We start from the raw sequence: 19,787 nt of genomic DNA on the forward strand, positions 1-19,787 counted from the left end.
TTTGATATGGAATCTCATAAAGTTAGTGCCCTAGAGAATCCATTTGGTCCCAAAGTATTGGGGTGAACGGCAACTGTAAACTATGTGGTCGGTACCGGATGTAAACCATGTGTCCGGTACGGACCTTTTGTACGACTCGACACATAGTAAACACTTTATACCGGACACATACTTTACAGTTTTTGGCATAGGAGGGACCACTCTATGCCGTGGAATGAAAGTACGAAGATGGCTTACTGGAGGTGTAAACCATGTGGTCGGTACCGGATGTAAACCATGTGTCCGGTAAGGACCAGTATTTCTTGGTGGCCCGGGGCGGAATCGAACCACCGACACAAGGATTTTCAACTCTGTCCCCCAGACTAAACTCCCGCTAAATCTCAAAAGGTTCACCCCACCCGAGTCTAACTTTGTGCACAAAACTTTCTTGGGTGTTTGTATAAGACTGATTTGATTGAGTTATTTTGACCCACGCAAGGATAACGAGAAGGTTTGGTGGTGTCGTGGAGATTCGACTGACGCAGGGATGACGACTCCCTGTCGTGACTGGAGTACCCCATGCATGAAGCGTCCTTTAAAAGGACGCTTATATAGCACTCGCAATAGACTTATCGCAGAAGAATACCGGGTGAGCTAGGAATACTGCCTGGTATCTTGTTCAAACTTAATAACTGAGAAATGATCCGAATGACCATAGCTGAATAGCCATTATTCTCTGACGGAATGCTGTATACATCACCGTCAAGATTTTTAATGCTTGCAAAACTTTTATTGCTTGGATCATTTTTTCTCACAACAAGCAAGGCGTATTGATTATTTTCACCAGCTTTTCGGGGATGCGTAGTATCAGATGGGGGTAGAACAACTATATATGGCTTAGCTTGGTTCTGAGCGGCAACTACTTGCCCGAGATATTCAAAAACACTATGTGTAGAACGAATGGTTAATACAAGCTCCGCTTTAGATCCTTGTTTTTTAAATGAGCTTGCGCTGGCTTTACAAAAAATACCTGGACTAAATTCCTGCTTCACAAAGTTTGCAAACTTATTCTCATCTACGCACACTTTATATTGGGCCTGAGGCTGAGATTGGCCATACATACCGCCCATGCCGCCATACGGTGACCCCATTCCGCCATAAGGTGATGCCATCCCAGCAAAAGAAGGATTGGTGCCAGTTGGCATTGGTATGTTTGGCATGCGACCACCCGGTAATCCACCAATAGGTGGTGCAGGGGCTTTGTTCGGCTCATCTTGAATACGATCAATCGTTAGCCCATAACTTAGTAGCTTATATAACTCAGTCTGAAACTCGGGATATTCTGGAAGCAGTGGATTATTAAAGTATTTGATAGCTTTACCGTCAGGTTGCCTAATCTCAATTGAAGCAATCACTAAACTAAACATTACCTCTCTTGGCAAGTTGTCAGAGATAAAGAACTTGGCGGTTTCAATCGGAATTGGAGATAAGAATCCCCTTAAAAAGGTTGCGTTATCCAAAGAGGATTGAGAGAAGTTAAAGCTATTCCCAAATGATAAATTTAATGCTGGGCTAATGGATGTAATTCCAGCTGGTCCTCCAGCTAATCCTCCAATGACTCCATTCAAGGAGGCATTAAGAGAAGGGCTTGTGGTAACTGTGCCAGAACCATTGATGCTTGGAATATCTAAAAAGCTTAGGGGACGCTCGCTTGAGGCGCGAATGATATTGATCAAAATACTATTAAGCTGATACTGCTCCAAAATCCCAGCATAATTTGCAGACATCTGGGTAAAGTCTGGAGTGACGGGAGCTGTACAGCTGGAAAGAATTCCTACAGCAGATAAGGCTAATATAGCTTTTTTCAGGCTACTACCGAATTTTTTCATTGCTAATCTTCTCTCTGTCTAATAAAAAGAAGCTTCACTTTAAGAATGATCGTGGGAATACATAAGGCGTGTTTCGATCGGCAAGCCACACGATCATCTTATAAACGCAAAAATAATTTATTACCGCCCCAAGGACTAACCCAATAATCCAATCTAATGGAGTTGCTAAATGCTCAGTAATCACCATGTCAAAAAATAGATACACAATAGGTGCAAAAAATAGCCATGAAGTTATTAAGCCTGGGTTATATAAAGTCTTGCCCTTGATATTAAAGATAATAGTATGGGCAACAATATTTCCAATAGACATCAAGATAGTTGCAAATGCTAACCAGATTGCTTGATGCCAAAACAAAGCGGCGAGCAAATATCCACCCCAACCAAAAAATACATTTACGATCATCCCACTATTTGCATTTAACGGATAGCGATCTGGCAGATCACTATTAAACATTGCAGAGTTGAGCATGCCCGGGAAATATCCTGGGAAGCGCCATTCCTCTATCTGATGTAAAAATAAAGACCCAAGGCTCAGCCACAAAACCAAAGTCATGCCTGATGGTTGAATAATATAAAGACCAATTGACAAAGCAATTGCCAAGGCAATTGCTAGGTCAAACCAATGGTAGCGAAGATAGCTCAAAAAATATCTTGCACTTTAGGGAAATGATGAAAGTATATTTTTAGCAATGAGCTCTCTAACCACCAAGCAGATTAAAGGAGGGCTTTGTCTCACACCAGTATTCCACAAACCCCTGCCATTGCGCATATGAGTATTCACCAGGCCCATACAGGGTTCCATATGGTGAATACTGTTTTAACCAGTTACTTTGGTTAAAAGCAAGGCATTTATTAACAGCTATTCTTCTTTGCTGTGCTACTGCGTTAGCATCTATATCCGCCATGCATTGCTGTAAAGGCATGTCTGCATTCCTGCAACCCCTATATTTTTCGGGAAGCTTTGCTACCTCTTCACATTGCGCCTTAGTTCTAAAAATCATTTGTCCTGTATAGATATTGAATCCGCATGGAACTCCGCCAACTCCTTGGGGACGCTCTCTTCTAGGGCTCGAAGACGCGCTGGGTCCCGCCCACTGCTGGCAATAGCTCTGCGGGGTAGCATAAGATCGACCATCACCTAAACCCTCCTTCATACACCAGGTGTATCTCTCCGCATCAACTCCAGCTGGTGCGCTAGACTGAGCCATTGTTAATGTGGGAATTAATGCGATAAGTATTAAGAAAAGTTTAAGCTTCATTTGTTGCCTCTTAATTCTGCAAAGTTGATAAAAAATTGATATGTCTAACTTAGACGCATTAAATTTATATCAAGTACAACTAATTTAAAGTACCAAATTTGAATCAAGCGGTCGGTTTTTAAAGCGATGTAGCCATGAAGCCCATGTGAAATCAGGCTTTTAAAGCTAATACTGAGAACAATTACTAAATTTGAATCAAGCGGTCGGTTTTGAGAGAAAGTGACTATGGCAAGTAAGCAAAAAGTATCCAAGCCCCTATATAAATCAAACTCTCCTGTTGCTAGAACAGGTCAAGGCACCACGCTTAAAAAGCGTCTTTTAAAGGCCAAGGAAGAGGATCTTTTCAGCGGCAGGGAAAAGATTTTGATGGCGGCTCGGGCCTGCTTTGCCAAACAAGGCTTTGCTGGCACGTCCATGAAAGATATTCAAGTGGCCGCAGACTGTTCCCGTGGAAACTTGTATCACCACTTCAAAGCCAAAGAAGAAATTGTTCAAATCATTACTGAGCAGAACCTAGGTCGATTTAGTGATCGGATCGAGACTATTCTCAAAGAATCCGATGAACGTGACTTGAGTCTGTTGGAGATTATTGAAGAATTAGCCAGTTTTGCCGAAGAAATTACCAAAGGTCCCGGCAAAGGAACTGCCTTTCATGTATGGTCAATGTCAATGGTTGAGCCTGAAGTACGTAAAACCATGCTGATCTACTTTGAGAGAATTCGTAGCGGCTTAGAGAAAAAAATTATTCTCTTGATGAAAAAAGGCAAGTTGAAAAAAGATAAAAATACTGAGCAGTTATCCGTAGCCCTATTTGGATTGGTCATACCAGGCTTTACTGTACAAAGCGTATTTATGGATGAAAAAGCAATTGATTCTGCCAAGTATGTGCGAGCACTTGAATTGCTTCTTAATAGCGATTAATTGAAATGTCGTTTTAAACGACATCGACTGACGCAGGGATGCCCAATTGGCCTGTCCTTTTAAAGGACACGTCATGAACCAGATATCCCATTCTAGAACCAGAGTGGCGGCATCCTGATTGACGGATTTGAGCTGTGGACTCTGACTAAACACGCTAGGCGTAAGGTCTAAGCACCATTGGGCACTAGATAAGAAAATAGCCCAACAAGTGGGCTATTGTGATTCTTGGTGGCCCGGGGCGGAATCGAACCACCGACACAAGGATTTTCAATCCTCTGCTCTACCGACTGAGCTACCAGGCCAAGACTGGGAATTATAAATGAAAGTGTGTTTTAGCTTGAAAAATGGGCTTGCTGGACTTAACTAGCTGTAGTTAAAGCCTTGGAGCGGGCAGCATGTAATTTCCTATAGCTGTCAATCAAGCGGTGGTGTCGGTCAAGCCCCTCCAGTTTTGTACTGGTTGGGGTCAGGCCGTAAAAACACAGTGCGCCATCTACAGAACCCATTACCGCGTCCATCCGCTCATTGCCAAACATACGGCGAAAGTTGACTTCGTAGTCATCAAGCTGCAAATCATCATCTAGCAGAATCTCTAGAACTGCATTTAAGGCCTGATAGAACAATTTGCGCTCGACTGTGTTGTCGTTGTATTGAAGGAAGGCGCCTACTAACTCATGTGCTTCATCAAATTGCTTTAATGCAAGATGAATTAACAACTTCAACTCCAGAACTGTTAACTGGCCCCAAGGTGTATTTTCATCAAACTCAATGCCAATTAATGTCGCAATGTCACCATACTCATCTAGCTCGTTATTTTCTAGACGCTCAAGCAATGCACCCAGTCTAGCGTTATCTAATGTGTGTAGATTCAAAATATCAGCACGAAATAACAAGGCCTTGTTCGTGTTATCCCAAACCAGATCTTCAATTGGATAAACCTCCGAATAACCTGGGACCAATATTCTGCAGGCTATCGCGCCTAGTTCGTCGTATGCCGCAACGTAAGCTTCTTTATTCATATCCTTGAGGATGCCAAACAAGGCCGCAGCCTCCTCAGCATTAGAGCTCTCACCCCGCCCCGAGAAATCCCATTCAACAAATTCATAATCTGACTTTGCGCTAAAAAAACGCCATGACACTATGCCGCTGGAATCAATAAAGTGTTCAACAAAGTTATTGGGTTCGGTCACCGCTTCGCTTGAAAAAGTGGGTGGTGGCAAATCATTAAGTCCCTCTAAGCTTCGACCCTGGAGTAATTCCGTTAAGCTCCGCTCTAATGCGACCTCTAAACGCGGGTGTGCTCCGAAGGAAGCAAACACGCCCCCTGTTCGTGGATTCATTAAGGTCACGCACATCACTGGATAAGCCCCGCCAAGTGAGGCATCCTTTATTAACACTGGAAAGCCCTGCTCTTCTAATCCTCGAATCCCTTCTAGAATGCCAGGATACTTAGCCAGTACTTCCTGCGGCACATCAGGTAGAGCAATTTCACCTTCTAGAATTTCACGTTTAACTGCCCGCTCGAAAATCTCTGATAGGCACTGCACTTGGGCCTCAGCGAGGGTGTTGCCAGCACTCATGCCATTGCTGACATAAAGATTTTCAATCAGGTTCGATGGAAAATAAATAGTCTTGCCATCAGATTGACGTACATAAGGTAACGAACAAATACCGCGCTCTACATTGCCTGAATTCGTATCAATTAAATGTGAGCCACGCAACTCACCGTCAGGATTAAAAATTTCCAGGCAATATTCATCCAAAATTTCTGTTGGTAATGCATCATCGCCACCCGGTTGAAACCAGCGCTCATTCGGATAATGCACAAATGCTCTCTTGGCGATATCCTCGCCCCAGTATGCGCCAGCATAAAAATGGTTGTTACTTAATCGCTCGAGGTATTCTCCTAAAGCAGACGCCAAAGCGCTTTCTTTTGTTGATCCTTTCCCGTTGGCAAAACACATCGGCGAATGTGCATCGCGTATATGTAAGGACCACACGTTTGGAATAATGTTGCGCCATGAAGCAATTTCAATCTTGATTCCAAGGTTTGCTAACACACCAGACATATTGACAATGGTTTGCTCTAGGGGTAGATCCTTGCCGGCAATAAAAGTTTTTGCATCAGCAGCAGGCTTTAAAGTCAACAAGGTCTGCGCATCGGCATCCAAGTTTTTAACTTCTTCTATGACAAACTCTGGACCGGCTTGCACCACTTTTTTTACAGTACATCTCTCAATGGAGCGTAAAATACCTTGGCGGTCATTGGCAGAAATATCTTCTGGTAACTCAACCTGGATCTTAAAAATTTGCTGATAGCGATTTTCAGGATCGACAATATTATTTTGTGAGAGACGAATATTTTCGGTAGAGATCTTTCGGGTGTCGCAGTACAGCTTCACAAAATAAGCAGCGCATAGGGCCGATGAAGCCAGAAAATAATCGAATGGTCCAGGAGCTGAACCATCACCCTTATACCTTATCGATTGATCGGCAATTACGGTGAAGTCATCGAACTTAGCTTCAAGGCGAAACTTGTCGAGAAAGTTGACTTTAATTTCCATAGGAATGATTCCGAATAAGATATATCACTGGGGTGAGCACGGCCTTAGCTTTAAAACAAACGCACATGCAAAAATATTTACCAAGTGCTTACGGCAAATATTGTCAGGCCTATTGCTCGCCCTTATTGCGTGATGTATCAATTCCTAAAGCTTTGAGCTTACGATATAAGTGCGTTCTTTCTAGTCCAGTGTATTCAGAGATCTTCGTCATGCTGCCACCCATAATTTGCATTTGATGCTCAAAATAGGCCTTTTCAAAAAGATCTCTGGCTTCTCGTAGGGGTAGATCAAAATACGTTTTGGAGATTCCACTGATGAACTCGCCTTCGGCAGGCGCTGGAGCAGGCTCAGCACCAAGCGACTTTGGGAAAGCGCCTGCAGATAGGCTGGACTGAACTAATCTCTCTTCTGCTGGCTCTATATATTTTGGTGAATTCTCTAGGGCTTTGCTGACGGTCTTCAGAAGTTTTTGTAAAGCAATCGGCTTTTCTAAAAAATTCAGTGCGCCAATGCGTGTGGCTTCAACTGCCGTATCTATTGTGGCATGACCAGACATCATGACTACTGGCATGGTTAGCTGCCCGGTCTTCGACCACTCTTTTAATAAAGTGATGCCGTCAGTATCTGGCATCCAAATGTCTAATAGCACAAGATCAGGACGCATTTGTTCACGAATAGTGCGCGCCTGAATAGCGCTCTCTGCAGCATAAACAGTATGGCCTTCATCTGTCAGAATCTCATTGAGAAGCTCACGAATGCCCATCTCATCATCAACGACCAAAATGCTCGCCATGCTTAGGCCGCCTCTTTTGCTAAGTTCATAAACAAAATAGATACTTGTGCACCGACCACTTCTTCTCCTCGCATACGATTTCGTATTTCTATTTTGGCACCGTGATCGTCAATAATTTTTTTAACGACCGCCAAGCCTAATCCCGTGCCTTTGCTCTTAGTTGTTACATAAGGCTCAAATGCTCTTGCCAATATCTTAGCTGTAAATCCAACTCCACAATCATTTATTGTTAATCGCACTGCATTTTGAGTGACGCCATCTTGCTCGCCATAAGCCACCAACTCTGTTTTTACCTCGACCGGTTCAGCATGGTGACTGCCCTCCAGCGTAGCATCTTGAGCGTTTTGGAGTAGATTATGAATAACTTGTCTCAGCTGAGTTGAGTCTCCCAAGATATTTGGGCAGCGTGGATCGAGCTGGGTTCGTAAGGGGCTGCCCTCGTATAGACCGAGTATTTCCGTGGTGAGCGTATTAATGGAGATGGGCTTTAGTTGTGGTGTGGGGGTCTTTGCGAAATCCCTGAAGTCATTCACCATTTCTTTCATGGCTTGGACCTGTCCAATGATGGTCTCGGTGCTGCGATTGATCATGTCCTCTTGCTCGGGACTGAGCTTACCCGCAAGTTTGTGTTGTAAGCGCTCAGCAGAGAGCTGAATTGGGGTCAGTGGATTTTTAATTTCGTGGGCAAGGCGTCTTGCAACTTCACTCCAAGCAATCGATCTTTGTGCACTAATGACATCAGTAATATCATCAAAGACCACCATGCGCAGATCCGTCGTCAGCTGTGTGCCACGTACAAACAGGGTTACACCTAACTCATTATCAAATTCATTAGCAGTATGAAGCTGAACTTGTTTTTGCCAGATAGGCGCCGCCTGTTGGGCTGATTGGGCTGCAGAATCAGCCACATCATTAGAAACGGCGAGCTTCAGGCTTGCGAAGCCTTCTTTAATGGCTTCTTCAAACTCCAAAAGCGCGGGATTACTACTCAGTGGTTTGCCGTCCAAAAGGGTTAAATCTTGTGCAAAGATGCGGTCTGCGCCAGCGTTGCTAGACACTACGTTATAGCTTTTATCAAAGATACACACCCCTGCAGTGAGGCTTCCCAAAACCTTTTCTAAAAAGGCCTTGGATTCTTGCAAAGATGTGCGCGTGTCGGCCAATTGCCTGGTCATCACATTAAATTGCCGTGTCAGCATGCCAAGCTCATCGCCCGTATCGAGCTCTGGCTTGGGCGACAAATCGCCTTGGGCAACTGCCTGAGTTCCTGTGAGCAACATCAGCAATGGTTTGGCAAGTTGACGGCCTAATAGTAAGGCCAAAATCACCGCGACAAATAATGCAAAAAAGAGTGTCAGTGTGAGAGTACCAACAAACATCTTGCGCAAACCGGTGCGGCCCAAAGACTTTTCTTGATAATCAGTATAGGCAGATTCAACCGCATCAATATTCTTAGATAGTGAGCCGGGAATGAAACGTACCAACTGAAGAAAGTATTTATCGTCTAGCTCTTTGTTGGGATCGGGTTTTCCTTGGATAGACTTCTTGCGCACAATTGGCACAATCGCCCTCACTCGATAACCGCGTTGGCCACCATCTATTTCAATTTGATCTATGAAGGTCAGGCCCTTCTTTTTAAATGCTTCCGCAATGACCTCGTCACTAGGCGGGGGGAAGTACTTTTGAGGCATTAGCTCGCTTGTAAAGATCATGTTACGGTGGATACTAAAAAGACTTATTTCTTGAATGCCAAATTGATTACGAATCTTCATTACCATAGCTGCAACCAGCTCAGAGCTTGAGCCCTCAGGAACTAGTACAACTTGTTCAGCAATGAAATTCCCTTCGGCCAAAATTTCATCTTGGGCAACCATTAAAGTAACGCGTCCCAACTCTAGGCCAGAGTTGAGTGCGGACTCGACTTGTACGTCAAACCAAGTTTCAATGCTTCGGGAAACGAACTGAAGAGAAACGCCGTACAAAATTAATCCTGGAACCACTCCCACCAGGGCAAAAATCATTGCCAGTTTGGCGATCAAACGTGTACCGAAGTGACCGCGATGCCAACGCACAGCAATCACGATGGCTAAAGTCAAAATGACAAGCGTTAAGCAAACGCCAATTACCAGGTTTGCTGCATAAAGCCAAATAAAGTAACGGTCAAAGAATTCGGTGTTGGAGGAAGCAATCGATAACAAAGCCAATAGCAATAATGCCAATGCTCCAATCAAGCCTATTGCAGCTGGCAGTATTTTTTTTCTCCAGACCTTGGATTCAAAGAAGCTGGGCTTAGCCGATGTTATAGCTTGTCTCATCGCTTAATTAAATTTGATCCACCGGCAGAGAAAGGCATACGGAACCAATCACTAGAGACATTCCACTCTCGACTGCTTAGGGCATTTACCTGAAATGGTTTGGGTAGCTTGCTTAAATCCAAGGCCATGTGCAAGCTTGCGGTGTATGCTTTACTGGGGTCAAGCTGGCTGTTATCAATCACGCGCCAACCACCAATACTGCCAACCGCTTGCAAGGCTTCAGAAATCGTTTTGGCAGAAAAACTAAAGCCTTCGGAGGCAATACGATATTGCTGAGTCAAGGGCTGATAAGACAAGCGCGCTTGTCTTTGGGCAGAGCTTGGTTTTTCATCAAACCAATACCAGCGCGAGAGCGTCAACTCAAAGTCTGTCTGAAAATAAAGCACAACGCCTTTTTGTACAGCATCTTCCAAGCCCGGCGACAACTCAATTTGGAAGGTGGCATTTAGCAGCCAATCGTTATCGACCTTCTCTAGCTCAAAGGATTTAATTTTGATGCCCTCGGCATTAACAGCCGTTGAAAAAATACTCAAGGCCATTAAACCCACAAAGATGAATTGCTTAATTCTTCGGCTCATGGCCCATTTTTCTTAAACAAAGCATAGTAAAAACCATCGTTCGCTTCGGTTGGCAAAAGCTGTCCCGGAGCATCTAATCGTACCGCATTGCCATGCTGCTGCGCAAACCAAGCTGCCTGCTCTTCACCCTCCTCCGGAAACACCGAACAAGTAACGTACAAAAGTAGTCCTGCGGGCTTGAGCATCTTCCATGCCTGGATCAAGATTTCACGTTGCTTTTTCTGCAAGGACTTGATATCTGCCTCACGCCGTAAAAATGGAATATCTGGATGTCGAGAAACAATGCCCGAGGCCGAGCAAGGGGCATCTAACAAAATTTTGTCAAAGAGAGTGCCATCCCACCAAGCAGCTTTTGATGCGTCACCGCGAATTACCTTTACTTTTTCAGAGTGCAAGCGCAATCGATCTAAGTTGCCGCCAATTTTTCCAAGGCGAGAGCCGTCTAACTCTAGCGCAACCATCTGACAGTCTGCTAGCTCTAATAGATGGGCCGTCTTTCCACCTGGCGCTGCGCAAGCGTCTAGTATTAAATCACCTGGTTGGGGGTTCAATAGAATTGCTGCTAATTGAGCGCCAGCATCTTGTACTGATGCAGCACCACCATAAAAACCCGGCAACTCAGAAACAGGCACAGGATTTGTGATCAATAGCGCACTGGGTAAAGTAATGCCTGCTACCGACTCAATGGGAGAAGATGCAATACCAGCATCATTTAATAAAGCTTGATAATGCTCCCGCGTATATTGTTTTTGATTCACTCGCAAAATGAAGGGTGCGCGCTTCGCTTGAGCAAATAAAATGGACTGCCATAGCTTCGAGTAATTTCGCTTGAGGTTTGCGCGCCACCACGCGGGAACATACATCGAGATAGGGTCTTGCGGGTAACTAGGTTTGCCCTCGGGGGGCTGCAAAATCAAGCTCACTTTGCGAAGCACAGCATTTACTAAGCCCTTGGCATACATGGTTTGGTCGTACTCGCCACACGCCCTGACTGCCTGATCAACAATCGTATGGGTTGCATAGCCTTTGCCCTCGATGCCATCGCGCCTAAACAACGCAATTGCAACGCTCAATAAATGATCAACTTCAGGTGGCGGAGTTTTGGGTACAAATTGTTTTATCAATTCATGAGAGCGAACCCATTTACGCAGCGCATCAAAACTCAAGCTTTGAACTATGGGTCTCTCGTGGGCATCTAGTTGGTCCAACACTTCGGTAAGAGACCTGCCACTCATAACCTCACCAATAGCTTGTGCGGCAATAGTGATTGCTTCTGAAAGTGGCAGGCTTTGGGCTGTTTTTTGATCTAGCAATGGGTTTTACTCGACGTCAAGATTGCTCGACCTTTGTTTTAAAACAAAATGGTTTTTCAGCAACATCAAATGTTTGCAAACAAAGTTTTGCGTTCATTCTTTTTCCGCCGGGCTTTTGCATTTCTATAACCTCAAGCACACCAGAGCCGCACTGCACATAAATACTCTCCTCACCAAACCCCAGAACTTCGCCAGGCAAACCCGACTTACTAGGAGCCTCTTTTGGCATGCATGAATTCCAAAATTTAATCCCATGCCCAGTAAAACTACTGCTGGCACCAGGGAAAGGATTAAGCGCCCGAATACGAGCATCAATTTGCTTTGCGCTCAGGCTCCAGTCAATCTCAGCCTCTGCTTTTAATATTTTCTCTGCATAGGTAATGCCTATATTTGATTGCGGTATGCGAGCCAAAGATTTAACACCCCCCAACTGAGCAAGCGTGTTCACAATTAACTTTGCGCCCAAAGCAGCTAATCTATCGTGCAAGGTCACGCTTGTTTCATTGGGAGCAATTTCAAGCTCCTCAAGCAAAACCGTGTCGCCCGTATCAAGGCCCGCATCCATCTGCATAATGCATACGCCCGTCTTATGATCGCCTGACTCTATAGCGCGCTGAATGGGAGCGGCACCGCGCCAACGAGGCAATAGGGATGCATGAATATTAAAACTTCCATGCCTACCTGGACGTTCGCTAATATCCAAAATCTCTTGGGGCAATATCAAGCCATAAGCAACTACCACCATCGCATCAAAATCAAGCTGGGATAAGCGTTGATATGATTCTTCTGCCTGTAGCTTTTTTTGCGCATCAGGATGATTGCGTTTCAGCGTTTCTGGCTGCATCACTGGTATCTGCTTCTCTAATGCAAACTCTTTGACAGGACTGGCTTGCAAATGCATTCCCCTACCAGCGCGGCGGTCAGGCTGAGTGAGCGCGAGCACGATTTCATGGCCAGCCTCAGCAATTGCGCGCATCGCTTGCGCTGCAAACTCAGGGGTGCCGGCAAAGACAATCTTCATGCAGGGCGACTAGCGCTGACCTACCAATTCTTTGGCGCGCTTTTTCATTTTTTGTGAGATACGAGTTCGCTTGAGCAAGGATAGGTACTCAACAAATACTTTACCTTGCAGATGATCTAATTCGTGTTGCAAACAAACGGCTAATAGTCCATCAGCCGCAATCTCAAACTCCTTGCCATCAAGATCTAAAGCCTTCAAGCGTATTTGGGCTGGGCGTTCAACTTCATCATAAAACTCAGGCACTGAAAGACAGCCTTCGCGCCAAGATTTTGTTTCAGCACTCGCCCAAATAATTTCTGGATTAATAAAAACCATCAACTCATTTTGCTCATCAGAAACATCAATCACAACAATGCGCTCATGAATATCGACCTGTGTTGCAGCTAACCCAACTCCAGGCGCCTCATACATAGTGTCAGCCATATCAGCCACAATTTTTTTAACACGAGCGTCTACCTGCGCCACAGGTTTAGCAACTTTATGCAAGCGTGGGTCGGGGTAACAAAGGACAGTTAACAAAGCCATGTGGGAATTATCTAACAGAGCAATCCGTCTGTCCTGATTGTTCATAATCCCCCGCAGATCAAAATGTTTGCTACCTATGTCATCAATACCAAGAACCATCCGCAAAATTGTGCGCGGGGATCAACATTACCCAGCTCGCCTCAATGATCTCTTCGACCCTCCAAGTTGCCTATATACAAAAGGGAATATTGGGCTGCTGCTGATGCCCATGATCGCCATTGTGGGCTCGCGCAACGCCAGTGCCAAAGGACTCAAAAATGCCAGCCACTTTGCCCAAAGCCTGTCTAAGGCTGGTGGCACCATTATTTCCGGGCTAGCCAAGGGAGTTGACGGGGCAGCACACCGCGCCACACTTGGTCTTGGGGCAAACCATCACACGGTAGGCGTATGCGGGACTGGGCTAGACATTGCCTACCCTCCGGAGCACCAAGGACTGATGACGACGATTGGGCATCATGGTTTATTGGTTTCAGAGTTTCCGCCGGGGGTTGGTCCAAAAGCTTTTCACTTTCCCAGGCGAAATCGCATCATTGCAGCCCTGTCGCTAGGTGTAGTAGTAATCGAAGCTGCTGAAAAATCAGGCTCCTTAATCACTGCCCGTCTTGCCTGTGAGCTGGGAAGAGAGGTTTTTGCTTTACCCGGCCCCATTGATGACCCTCTTTTTGCAGGCTGCCATCAACTCATACAACAGGGGGCCAAGTTGGTTCGAAGCCCCCAAGATGTGCTGGAAGAGCTCATTTTTCTCAAAAACCCCATTTAAAGGGATTTTAAGAGGGTTTTATCCAACAAAAAGTCGCCTAATAGGAATCTCAAATGCTTTAAAAAGGGCTTTTTTGGACTTTTCAGGATTTATCGGTTAATAATAAAAAAGGGATCTGCAATAGGCTAAATCGTAATTTGGTTTAAATTGATCATCCTTTTTCCCTATTAAAAACATTTATTCAGGCTCAAATTTAGGCAAACGCGTGGCTAAAGAATCTACCAAAAGCAGTTCCAAGACCTCATCCGTGGATCACCCAAAGGCGCTGATCATTGCCGAAAAACCCTCGGTTGCCAATGACATCGCTAAAGCCCTGGGCGGCTTTACCAAGCATGAGGACTATTTTGAAAGCGATGACTTTCTAGTCTCGTCTGCTGTTGGCCATCTTTTAGAAATTGCTGCGCCAGAAGAATATGACGTCAAACGTGGCAAGTGGTCTTTTGCCAACCTGCCAGTGGTGCCCCCTTATTTTGATTTGCGCCCGATTGCTAAAACAGAGTCGCGCTTAAAAGTGCTACAAAAATTGATCAAGCGCAAAGACGTCACTTCATTGATTAATGCCTGTGACGCGGGACGCGAGGGTGAGCTTATCTTCAGACTGATTGCCCAGCATGCAAAAGCATCGCAATCGATTAAACGCCTATGGCTTCAGTCGATGACGCCAGCGGCCATTCGTGATGGCTTTATTAACCTGCGTAGCGATGAAGATATGCAGCCGCTTGCTGATGCGGCACGCTGCCGCTCTGAGGCTGATTGGCTCGTGGGTATTAATGGCACCCGCGCCATGACTGCTTTCAATAGCAAGAGTGGTGGCTTCTTCTTAACTACTGTGGGTCGCGTACAAACACCAACTCTCTCTATTGTTGTAGAGCGTGAAGAACTCATCCGCAAATTTATTTCAAAAGATTATTGGGAAGTAAAGGCGGAGTTTATTGCTGCAGCTGGAGTATATGAAGGTCGTTGGTTTGATCCTAAGTTTAAGAAAGATGTCACCGAACCTGATGCTCGCGAGAATCGCCTTTGGAGCGAAGCTGCAGCGCAAAGTATTGTGGCCGCTTGTCGCGGAAAAAAAGCAACCGTCAGTGAAGAAGCAAAACCAGCGACCCAGCTTGCACCACAACTTTTTGATTTGACTAGCTTGCAGCGCGAAGCCAATGCACGTTTTGGTTTCTCTGCAAAAAACACACTAGGCCTTGCGCAAGCTTTGTATGAACGCCATAAAGTATTGACTTATCCCCGTACTGACGCAAAAGCGCTGCCGGAAGATTATTTGGATACCGTGAAGCAAACCATGGAGAACCTTGCAGATCACTCGCAAGAATATCGTCCGTTTGCTAAACAAATTTTGCAGGGCGATCCCAAGGACCCCAAAGCAAAAGCGGGTTACGGTTGGATCAAACCTAATAAGCGAATCTTTGATAACTCCAAGATTTCTGATCACTTTGCGATCATCCCAACCCTAGAGTCGCCGAAGAGTTTGAGCGAGCCAGAAGCAAAGCTTTATGACTTGATAGTGCGTCGCTTCTTGGCTGTCTTCTATCCTGCTGCTGAATTCCGGGTCACGACTCGGATTACCGAAGCATCTGGGCATCACTTCAAAACAGAGGGTCGTGTCCTTGTAAATCCGGGTTGGCTAACTGTTTATGGCAAATCGAATCAGGCAGATGATGAGTTGGTGCCAGTGCAAGAAGGTGAAACGGTTCAAACAGAATCTGTGATTTCTGTACCCTTGAAAACCAAGCCCCCAGCCCGCTATACAGAAGCAACCTTGCTCTCTGCAATGGAAGGTGCAGGCAAATGGGTTGATGATGATGAAATGCGGGAAGCCATGGCCGAAAAAGGTCTTGGGACTCCAGCAACGCGAGCAGCCATCATCGAAGGCTTGCTGGCCGAAAGATACATTGTGCGCGAAGCGCGTGAACTGATTCCTACCGCGAAAGCATTCCAGCTAATGACTTTGCTGCGCGGCTTAGATGTAGAAGAATTAACTCGCCCTGATTTAACGGGCAGCTGGGAAAATAAGTTATCGCTCATCGAGCAAGGGAAGATGAATCGCGACACCTTCATGCAAGAAATTGCACAGATGACTCAACGCATTGTGAAGCGCGCAAAAGAATATGACAGTGACACTATCCCAGGCGACTACGCGACAATGACCACGCCCTGCCCACACTGCAAAGGGCCGGTGAAAGAAAACTATCGTCGCTTTGCTTGTGAAAAATGTGGCTTTACGATTAGCAAAACTCCCGGTGGGCGCGCATTTGAATACCCTGAAGTAGAAGAGTTGTTACGTGAAAAAACGATTGGGCCTTTACAAGGATTTCGCAGCAAAATAGGTCGCCCCTTTGCCGCCATCATTAAGCTAACTGAAATTCCAGAAGATGATGCTGACTATCCAAATGCAGGCTTTAAATTAGAGTTTGATTTTGGCAACACGCAAGATGACGAAACAGAAGCGATAGATTTCACCGGTCGCCAAGCTTTAGGCGTATGTCCAAAATGTTCTGGTGCCGTTTATGAAGATGGCATGCGCTATGTTTGCGAAAACAATACTGGCCCTAGTAAATCTTGCGACTTCAAAACAGGTAAAGTTGTCCTTCAGCAAGAAGTGTCGGCTGAACAAATTCAAAAATTGCTCAAAGAAGGCAAAACGGATCTGCTGACCAACTTCAAATCTAACCGCACTGGGCGAGGCTTTAAGGCCTACTTAGCACTTGGTTCTGATGGAAAAATTGGTTTTGAATTTGAGGCTAAAGCACCTGGTGCAGCCAAAGCGCCCGCTAAGAAACGTGCGGGTGCCAGCGCTGCAACTAAATCCGCAGCAAAACCTAAGCGCGTAAGCAAGGCAAAGTCGTCCTCTAGTAGCTGAGCTGTAACTAGCTTAGCCGCTAAGGCTGACCACAAAATCCCCCTTGACCCCAAGGCAGTAGCCAAGAAAATTCCCGGGCGCTGACGAAGCGCTCCAATGATTGGAAGACGATCGCCAGCAACACAGCGCACGCCAACAAACTCATCGTTTTTAATAAGGCTGCTGGAATCGCCGTCTGGATAGTCAAGCAAGCCTTTAGCCTGTGCCCGATTAAATTCATCGCTCGCCTCTCTTGGAGACAAGTCATCTTCGCCTTCATCAAAACTAGAGCCAACGATCCAGCGATAGCTGCCGTCTTCTAGCTGCTCTGCTGGCAAACAATAGCCATCCCCTGAAATGCCTACCTTGGGCAACTTTGACACCCAAGGGTCATCGGGCCCAATTGAAAAAATACTGAGTTGCCCGCGCACTGGTTTTAGGGGGAGACGCACCCCGAGGCTATTAATTAAATCTTTGCTATCGATTGCTGTAGCAATCACGACCTTCTTCGCACTGATGAGCACATTGTTTGAGCAATCAAATAAGTGCCATATTCCATTGCACTCTTCCAGCCTTGTAATACGAGTACTCCAAAGGCATGTTAGGCGCTCATGCTCCTTCAGTAGTTGCTTGCTTGCCTCCAATAAATTTAAGCAAGCCCCGCGAGAAATCCAAACACCGCTTTGTGAGATGCCACACATTGTTCTGGCTTCTTCAACATCGAGGGCAATCGCAATGTCTTCTTTTAAATCTAGAGAATGAAGGTGGGCCGAGACTTCTACGCGATTAAACTCTCTATCTTTTTTTGTCGGCTGAAAAATGCCATGTGCTCTCCAAGTCTTTCCCCACCGAGCTTCGGCCAACAAAAATGCCAGGCGCGTTAAGCGTAATAAACGAGGGGAGCCTTTTCCAATATGCGGGTGCGCTATCGCATAGGCATGACTGGAGCAAGCGGTAGCAGGGGAGTGAGAGGCATCAATAACGCAGACGGACTTGCCGCGTTCGAGCAACTCATTTGTGATGGTTGCGCCACAAATGCCTGCCCCAATCACCACGATTTCATGGTGTTGGGGTTCGGTCATTAATTTAATCTAGGGGTAGCGTAAAAATTACTAATAGCTTAGCAGCTTACACGTTCAAGCGCTGTTCGATCTTGGCACGAGTCTCTTGCAACTCTTTAGGCAAACGCTCGCCAAGGTGATCAAACAATTCTGTGTGCAGCTTCAGCTCATTTTTCCAGTCATCAACGGCTACATGGATCGCTTTAGCAAACTTCTCAGCAGAGTAGTCCAGGCCGCCCCAATGCATATCGGTGTGTTCTGGGCAAATACCAAATGGGGTTTCTTTACCTCTTGCTTTACCTTCAGCACGATTCAAGATCCATGAAAGAACCCGCATGTTCTCGCCAAAGCCTGGCCATATAAACTTACCATTTTCGTCTTTACGGAACCAGTTCACACAGTAGATCTTCGGCAATACGGCACCGTCCGCCTCAAGCTTCTTACCAATGTTGAGCCAATGCTGGAAGTAGTCGCTCATGTTGTAACCAGCAAACGCAATCATTGCAAATGGGTCTCGACGTACGACACCAATTTGACCAGTAATCGCAGCGGTGGTTTCTGAGCCCAAAGTAGCAGCCATGTAAACACCCTCTACCCAATCGCGCGCTTCACTTACCAATGGCACGGTATTAGAACGGCGGCCACCGAATAAGAATGCATCAATTGGAACGCCTTCTGGGTCATCCCACTTTGGATCTACTGCAGGGTTATTGGTCGCGGCTACTGTAAAGCGTGAGTTTGGATGGGCAGCTTTGCGGCCTGCAGCGCCATCTGCTGGAGTCCAGTCTTTCCCCTGCCAATCAATCAAATGTGCTGGTGGTGTTTCTGTCAAACCCTCCCACCAAACATCACCATCATCAGTTAAGCCAACGTTCGTAAAGATCACATCTTGGTTTAAGGAATCGATACAGTTTTGGTTGGTTTGACGGTTTGTGCCAGGGGCAACACCAAAGTAACCAGACTCTGGGTTGATCGCGAACAAACGTGTTTTGCCGGTAACCGAGTCTTTGCGTGGCTTGATCCATGCAATGTCATCACCAATTGTGGTGACTTTCCAGCCGTCAAATCCTTTTGGCGGAATCATCATAGAGAAGTTGGTTTTTCCGCAGGCGGATGGGAATGCGGCAGCAATGTGATACTTCTTGCCTTCAGGTGAAGTTACGCCAAGAATCAACATATGCTCAGCTAACCAACCTTGATCGCGACCCATATTGGATGCAATACGCAATGCGAAACATTTTTTGCCCAACAAAGCATTGCCACCGTAGCCTGAACCAAAAGACCAAATCTCGCGCGTCTCTGGGTAATGAACAATGTATTTGGTTTTGTTATTCGGCCATGCAACGTCTTTTTCACCGTCTGCCAATGGTTTGCCTACGGTGTGGATACAAGGAACGAACTTGCCATCTGCGCCCAACTGATCAATCACTGCCTTGCCCATACGGGTCATGAGGCGCATATTGATTGCAACATAAGGGCTGTCAGATAACTCAACGCCGATGTGGGCAATTGGCGAGCCGATTGGGCCCATTGAAAATGGCACTACATACATTGTTCTGCCACGCATACAACCATCAAATAATGGATTTAATGTTGCGCGCATTTCATTTGGCTCCACCCAGTTATTGGTAGGTCCAGCATCTTCTTTTTTAGCCGAACAAATGAAAGTGCGGTCTTCAACGCGGGCGACATCTTCCGGGTCAGAAAGCGCTAAAAATGAATTTTTCCGTTTTGCAGGATTGAGTCGCTTGAAAACCCCGGCACTTACCAATAATTCACACAACTCATCGTACTCAGCTTGAGAGCCGTCGCACCAACGAATGGCGTCAGGCTTTGTGAGTGCAGCCACCTCTGAAACCCACTCAATTAAACGCTCGTTTTTTACGTAAGCCGGCGCATTCGCATTCACTTGGCCGCTAATAGTTGAAGTCATATGTTTCCCCATGAAGATTGAATTTTTT

General features: G+C 45.8%; 14 protein-coding genes, 1 tRNA gene and 1 pseudogene. 3 read left to right on the plus strand and 13 right to left on the minus strand.

Going from position 1 to position 19,787, the window contains the following annotated elements; translation table 11 throughout:
* Positions 1-608: 608 nt before the first annotated feature.
* Genes ICN21_RS00005 through ICN21_RS00015 form a run of 3 tightly spaced genes read right to left on the minus strand, consistent with a single transcriptional unit; the run spans position 609 to position 3,127 of the window.
* Complete coding sequence (locus ICN21_RS00005; protein WP_216175902.1) at positions 609-1,868, minus strand: hypothetical protein; 1,260 nt, start codon at positions 1,866-1,868, stop codon at positions 609-611.
* 34 nt (positions 1,869-1,902) lie between these two features.
* Positions 1,903-2,511 carry an HXXEE domain-containing protein gene (locus ICN21_RS00010; protein ID WP_216175905.1) on the minus strand — a complete coding sequence of 203 codons (609 nt, stop codon included), beginning with the start codon at positions 2,509-2,511 and terminating at the stop codon, positions 1,903-1,905.
* A gap of 55 nt (positions 2,512-2,566) precedes the next feature.
* Complete coding sequence (locus ICN21_RS00015) at positions 2,567-3,127, minus strand: hypothetical protein (protein WP_216175907.1); 561 nt, start codon at positions 3,125-3,127, stop codon at positions 2,567-2,569.
* Positions 3,128-3,352: 225 nt separating this feature from the next.
* Here ICN21_RS00015 and ICN21_RS00020 point away from each other — a divergent pair, with 225 nt between their 5' ends.
* A complete protein-coding gene (locus ICN21_RS00020; RefSeq protein ID WP_216175909.1) occupies positions 3,353-4,048 on the plus strand; it encodes a TetR/AcrR family transcriptional regulator in 696 nt (231 codons plus the stop codon).
* Between the two features lie 226 nt (positions 4,049-4,274).
* On the opposite strand, the gene ICN21_RS00025 is transcribed toward ICN21_RS00020, so the two are convergent.
* From ICN21_RS00025 to def, 8 genes are all read right to left on the minus strand, one after another.
* Positions 4,275-4,350 (minus strand) — tRNA-Phe (locus ICN21_RS00025).
* Between the two features lie 57 nt (positions 4,351-4,407).
* Entirely contained in the window at positions 4,408-6,612 is a 2,205-nt protein-coding gene (locus ICN21_RS00030; protein ID WP_216175911.1) for an OsmC domain/YcaO domain-containing protein, read from the minus strand.
* 109 nt (positions 6,613-6,721) lie between these two features.
* Positions 6,722-7,405, minus strand: a complete 684-nt coding sequence (locus ICN21_RS00035; RefSeq protein ID WP_216175913.1) for a response regulator — start codon at positions 7,403-7,405, stop codon at positions 6,722-6,724.
* A 2-nt stretch (positions 7,406-7,407) separates the two neighbouring features.
* Positions 7,408-9,720 carry an ATP-binding protein gene (locus tag ICN21_RS00040; protein ID WP_216175915.1) on the minus strand — a complete coding sequence of 771 codons (2,313 nt, stop codon included), beginning with the start codon at positions 9,718-9,720 and terminating at the stop codon, positions 7,408-7,410.
* The gene (locus tag ICN21_RS00045; RefSeq protein WP_216175916.1) at positions 9,717-10,298 is read right to left on the minus strand and encodes a DUF4390 domain-containing protein; all 582 of its coding nucleotides are present in this window, start codon (positions 10,296-10,298) and stop codon (positions 9,717-9,719) included. Before ICN21_RS00045 ends, ICN21_RS00040 begins: the two co-directional genes overlap by 4 nt.
* Entirely contained in the window at positions 10,295-11,611 is a 1,317-nt protein-coding gene (gene rsmB, locus ICN21_RS00050; protein ID WP_255534136.1) for a 16S rRNA (cytosine(967)-C(5))-methyltransferase RsmB, read from the minus strand. Before rsmB ends, ICN21_RS00045 begins: the two co-directional genes overlap by 4 nt.
* Positions 11,612-11,627: 16 nt before the next feature.
* Positions 11,628-12,632 (minus strand): methionyl-tRNA formyltransferase, encoded by a 1,005-nt coding sequence (gene fmt / locus ICN21_RS00055; RefSeq protein WP_216175918.1) that lies wholly within the window; start codon positions 12,630-12,632, stop codon positions 11,628-11,630.
* A 9-nt stretch (positions 12,633-12,641) separates the two neighbouring features.
* Positions 12,642-13,157 carry a peptide deformylase gene (gene def / locus ICN21_RS00060; RefSeq protein WP_216175920.1) on the minus strand — a complete coding sequence of 172 codons (516 nt, stop codon included), beginning with the start codon at positions 13,155-13,157 and terminating at the stop codon, positions 12,642-12,644.
* A gap of 76 nt (positions 13,158-13,233) precedes the next feature.
* Here def and dprA point away from each other — a divergent pair, with 76 nt between their 5' ends.
* Positions 13,234-13,917, plus strand: coding sequence for a DNA-processing protein DprA (gene dprA / locus ICN21_RS00065; RefSeq protein WP_216175922.1), 684 nt, complete (start codon positions 13,234-13,236; stop codon positions 13,915-13,917).
* Between the two features lie 205 nt (positions 13,918-14,122).
* Complete coding sequence (locus tag ICN21_RS00070) at positions 14,123-16,786, plus strand: DNA topoisomerase III (RefSeq protein ID WP_370624030.1); 2,664 nt, start codon at positions 14,123-14,125, stop codon at positions 16,784-16,786.
* Positions 16,787-16,845: 59 nt separating this feature from the next.
* Here ICN21_RS00070 and mnmC read toward each other — a convergent pair.
* A pseudogene (gene mnmC / locus ICN21_RS11045) lies at positions 16,846-17,847 on the minus strand (FAD-dependent 5-carboxymethylaminomethyl-2-thiouridine(34) oxidoreductase MnmC); the annotation flags it as partial.
* Between the two features lie 46 nt (positions 17,848-17,893).
* Positions 17,894-19,759 carry a phosphoenolpyruvate carboxykinase (GTP) gene (locus tag ICN21_RS00075; protein WP_216175924.1) on the minus strand — a complete coding sequence of 622 codons (1,866 nt, stop codon included), beginning with the start codon at positions 19,757-19,759 and terminating at the stop codon, positions 17,894-17,896.
* Between the last annotated feature and the right edge of the window lie 28 nt (positions 19,760-19,787).

It is taken from the genome of Polynucleobacter sp. AP-Feld-500C-C5, assembly GCF_018882265.1.
GTDB lineage: Bacteria > Pseudomonadota > Gammaproteobacteria > Burkholderiales > Burkholderiaceae > Polynucleobacter.

Bases quoted from the DNA above. Each gene is read 5' to 3' on its own strand.
- ICN21_RS00005 (WP_216175902.1), bottom strand. From the start codon at position 1,868: ATGAAAAAATTCGGTAGTAGCCTGAAAAAAGCTATATTAGCCTTATCT.
- ICN21_RS00015 (WP_216175907.1), bottom strand. From the start codon at position 3,127: ATGAAGCTTAAACTTTTCTTAATACTTATCGCATTAATTCCCACATTA.
- ICN21_RS00075 (WP_216175924.1), bottom strand. From the start codon at position 19,759: ATGACTTCAACTATTAGCGGCCAAGTGAATGCGAATGCGCCGGCTTAC.
- dprA (WP_216175922.1), top strand. From the start codon at position 13,234: ATGTCATCAATACCAAGAACCATCCGCAAAATTGTGCGCGGGGATCAA.
- fmt (WP_216175918.1), bottom strand. From the start codon at position 12,632: ATGAAGATTGTCTTTGCCGGCACCCCTGAGTTTGCAGCGCAAGCGATG.
- ICN21_RS00030 (WP_216175911.1), bottom strand. From the start codon at position 6,612: ATGGAAATTAAAGTCAACTTTCTCGACAAGTTTCGCCTTGAAGCTAAG.
- def (WP_216175920.1), bottom strand. From the start codon at position 13,157: ATGGCTTTGTTAACTGTCCTTTGTTACCCCGACCCACGCTTGCATAAA.
- ICN21_RS00040 (WP_216175915.1), bottom strand. From the start codon at position 9,720: ATGAGACAAGCTATAACATCGGCTAAGCCCAGCTTCTTTGAATCCAAG.
- ICN21_RS00020 (WP_216175909.1), top strand. From the start codon at position 3,353: ATGGCAAGTAAGCAAAAAGTATCCAAGCCCCTATATAAATCAAACTCT.
- ICN21_RS00045 (WP_216175916.1), bottom strand. From the start codon at position 10,298: ATGAGCCGAAGAATTAAGCAATTCATCTTTGTGGGTTTAATGGCCTTG.
- ICN21_RS00035 (WP_216175913.1), bottom strand. From the start codon at position 7,405: ATGGCGAGCATTTTGGTCGTTGATGATGAGATGGGCATTCGTGAGCTT.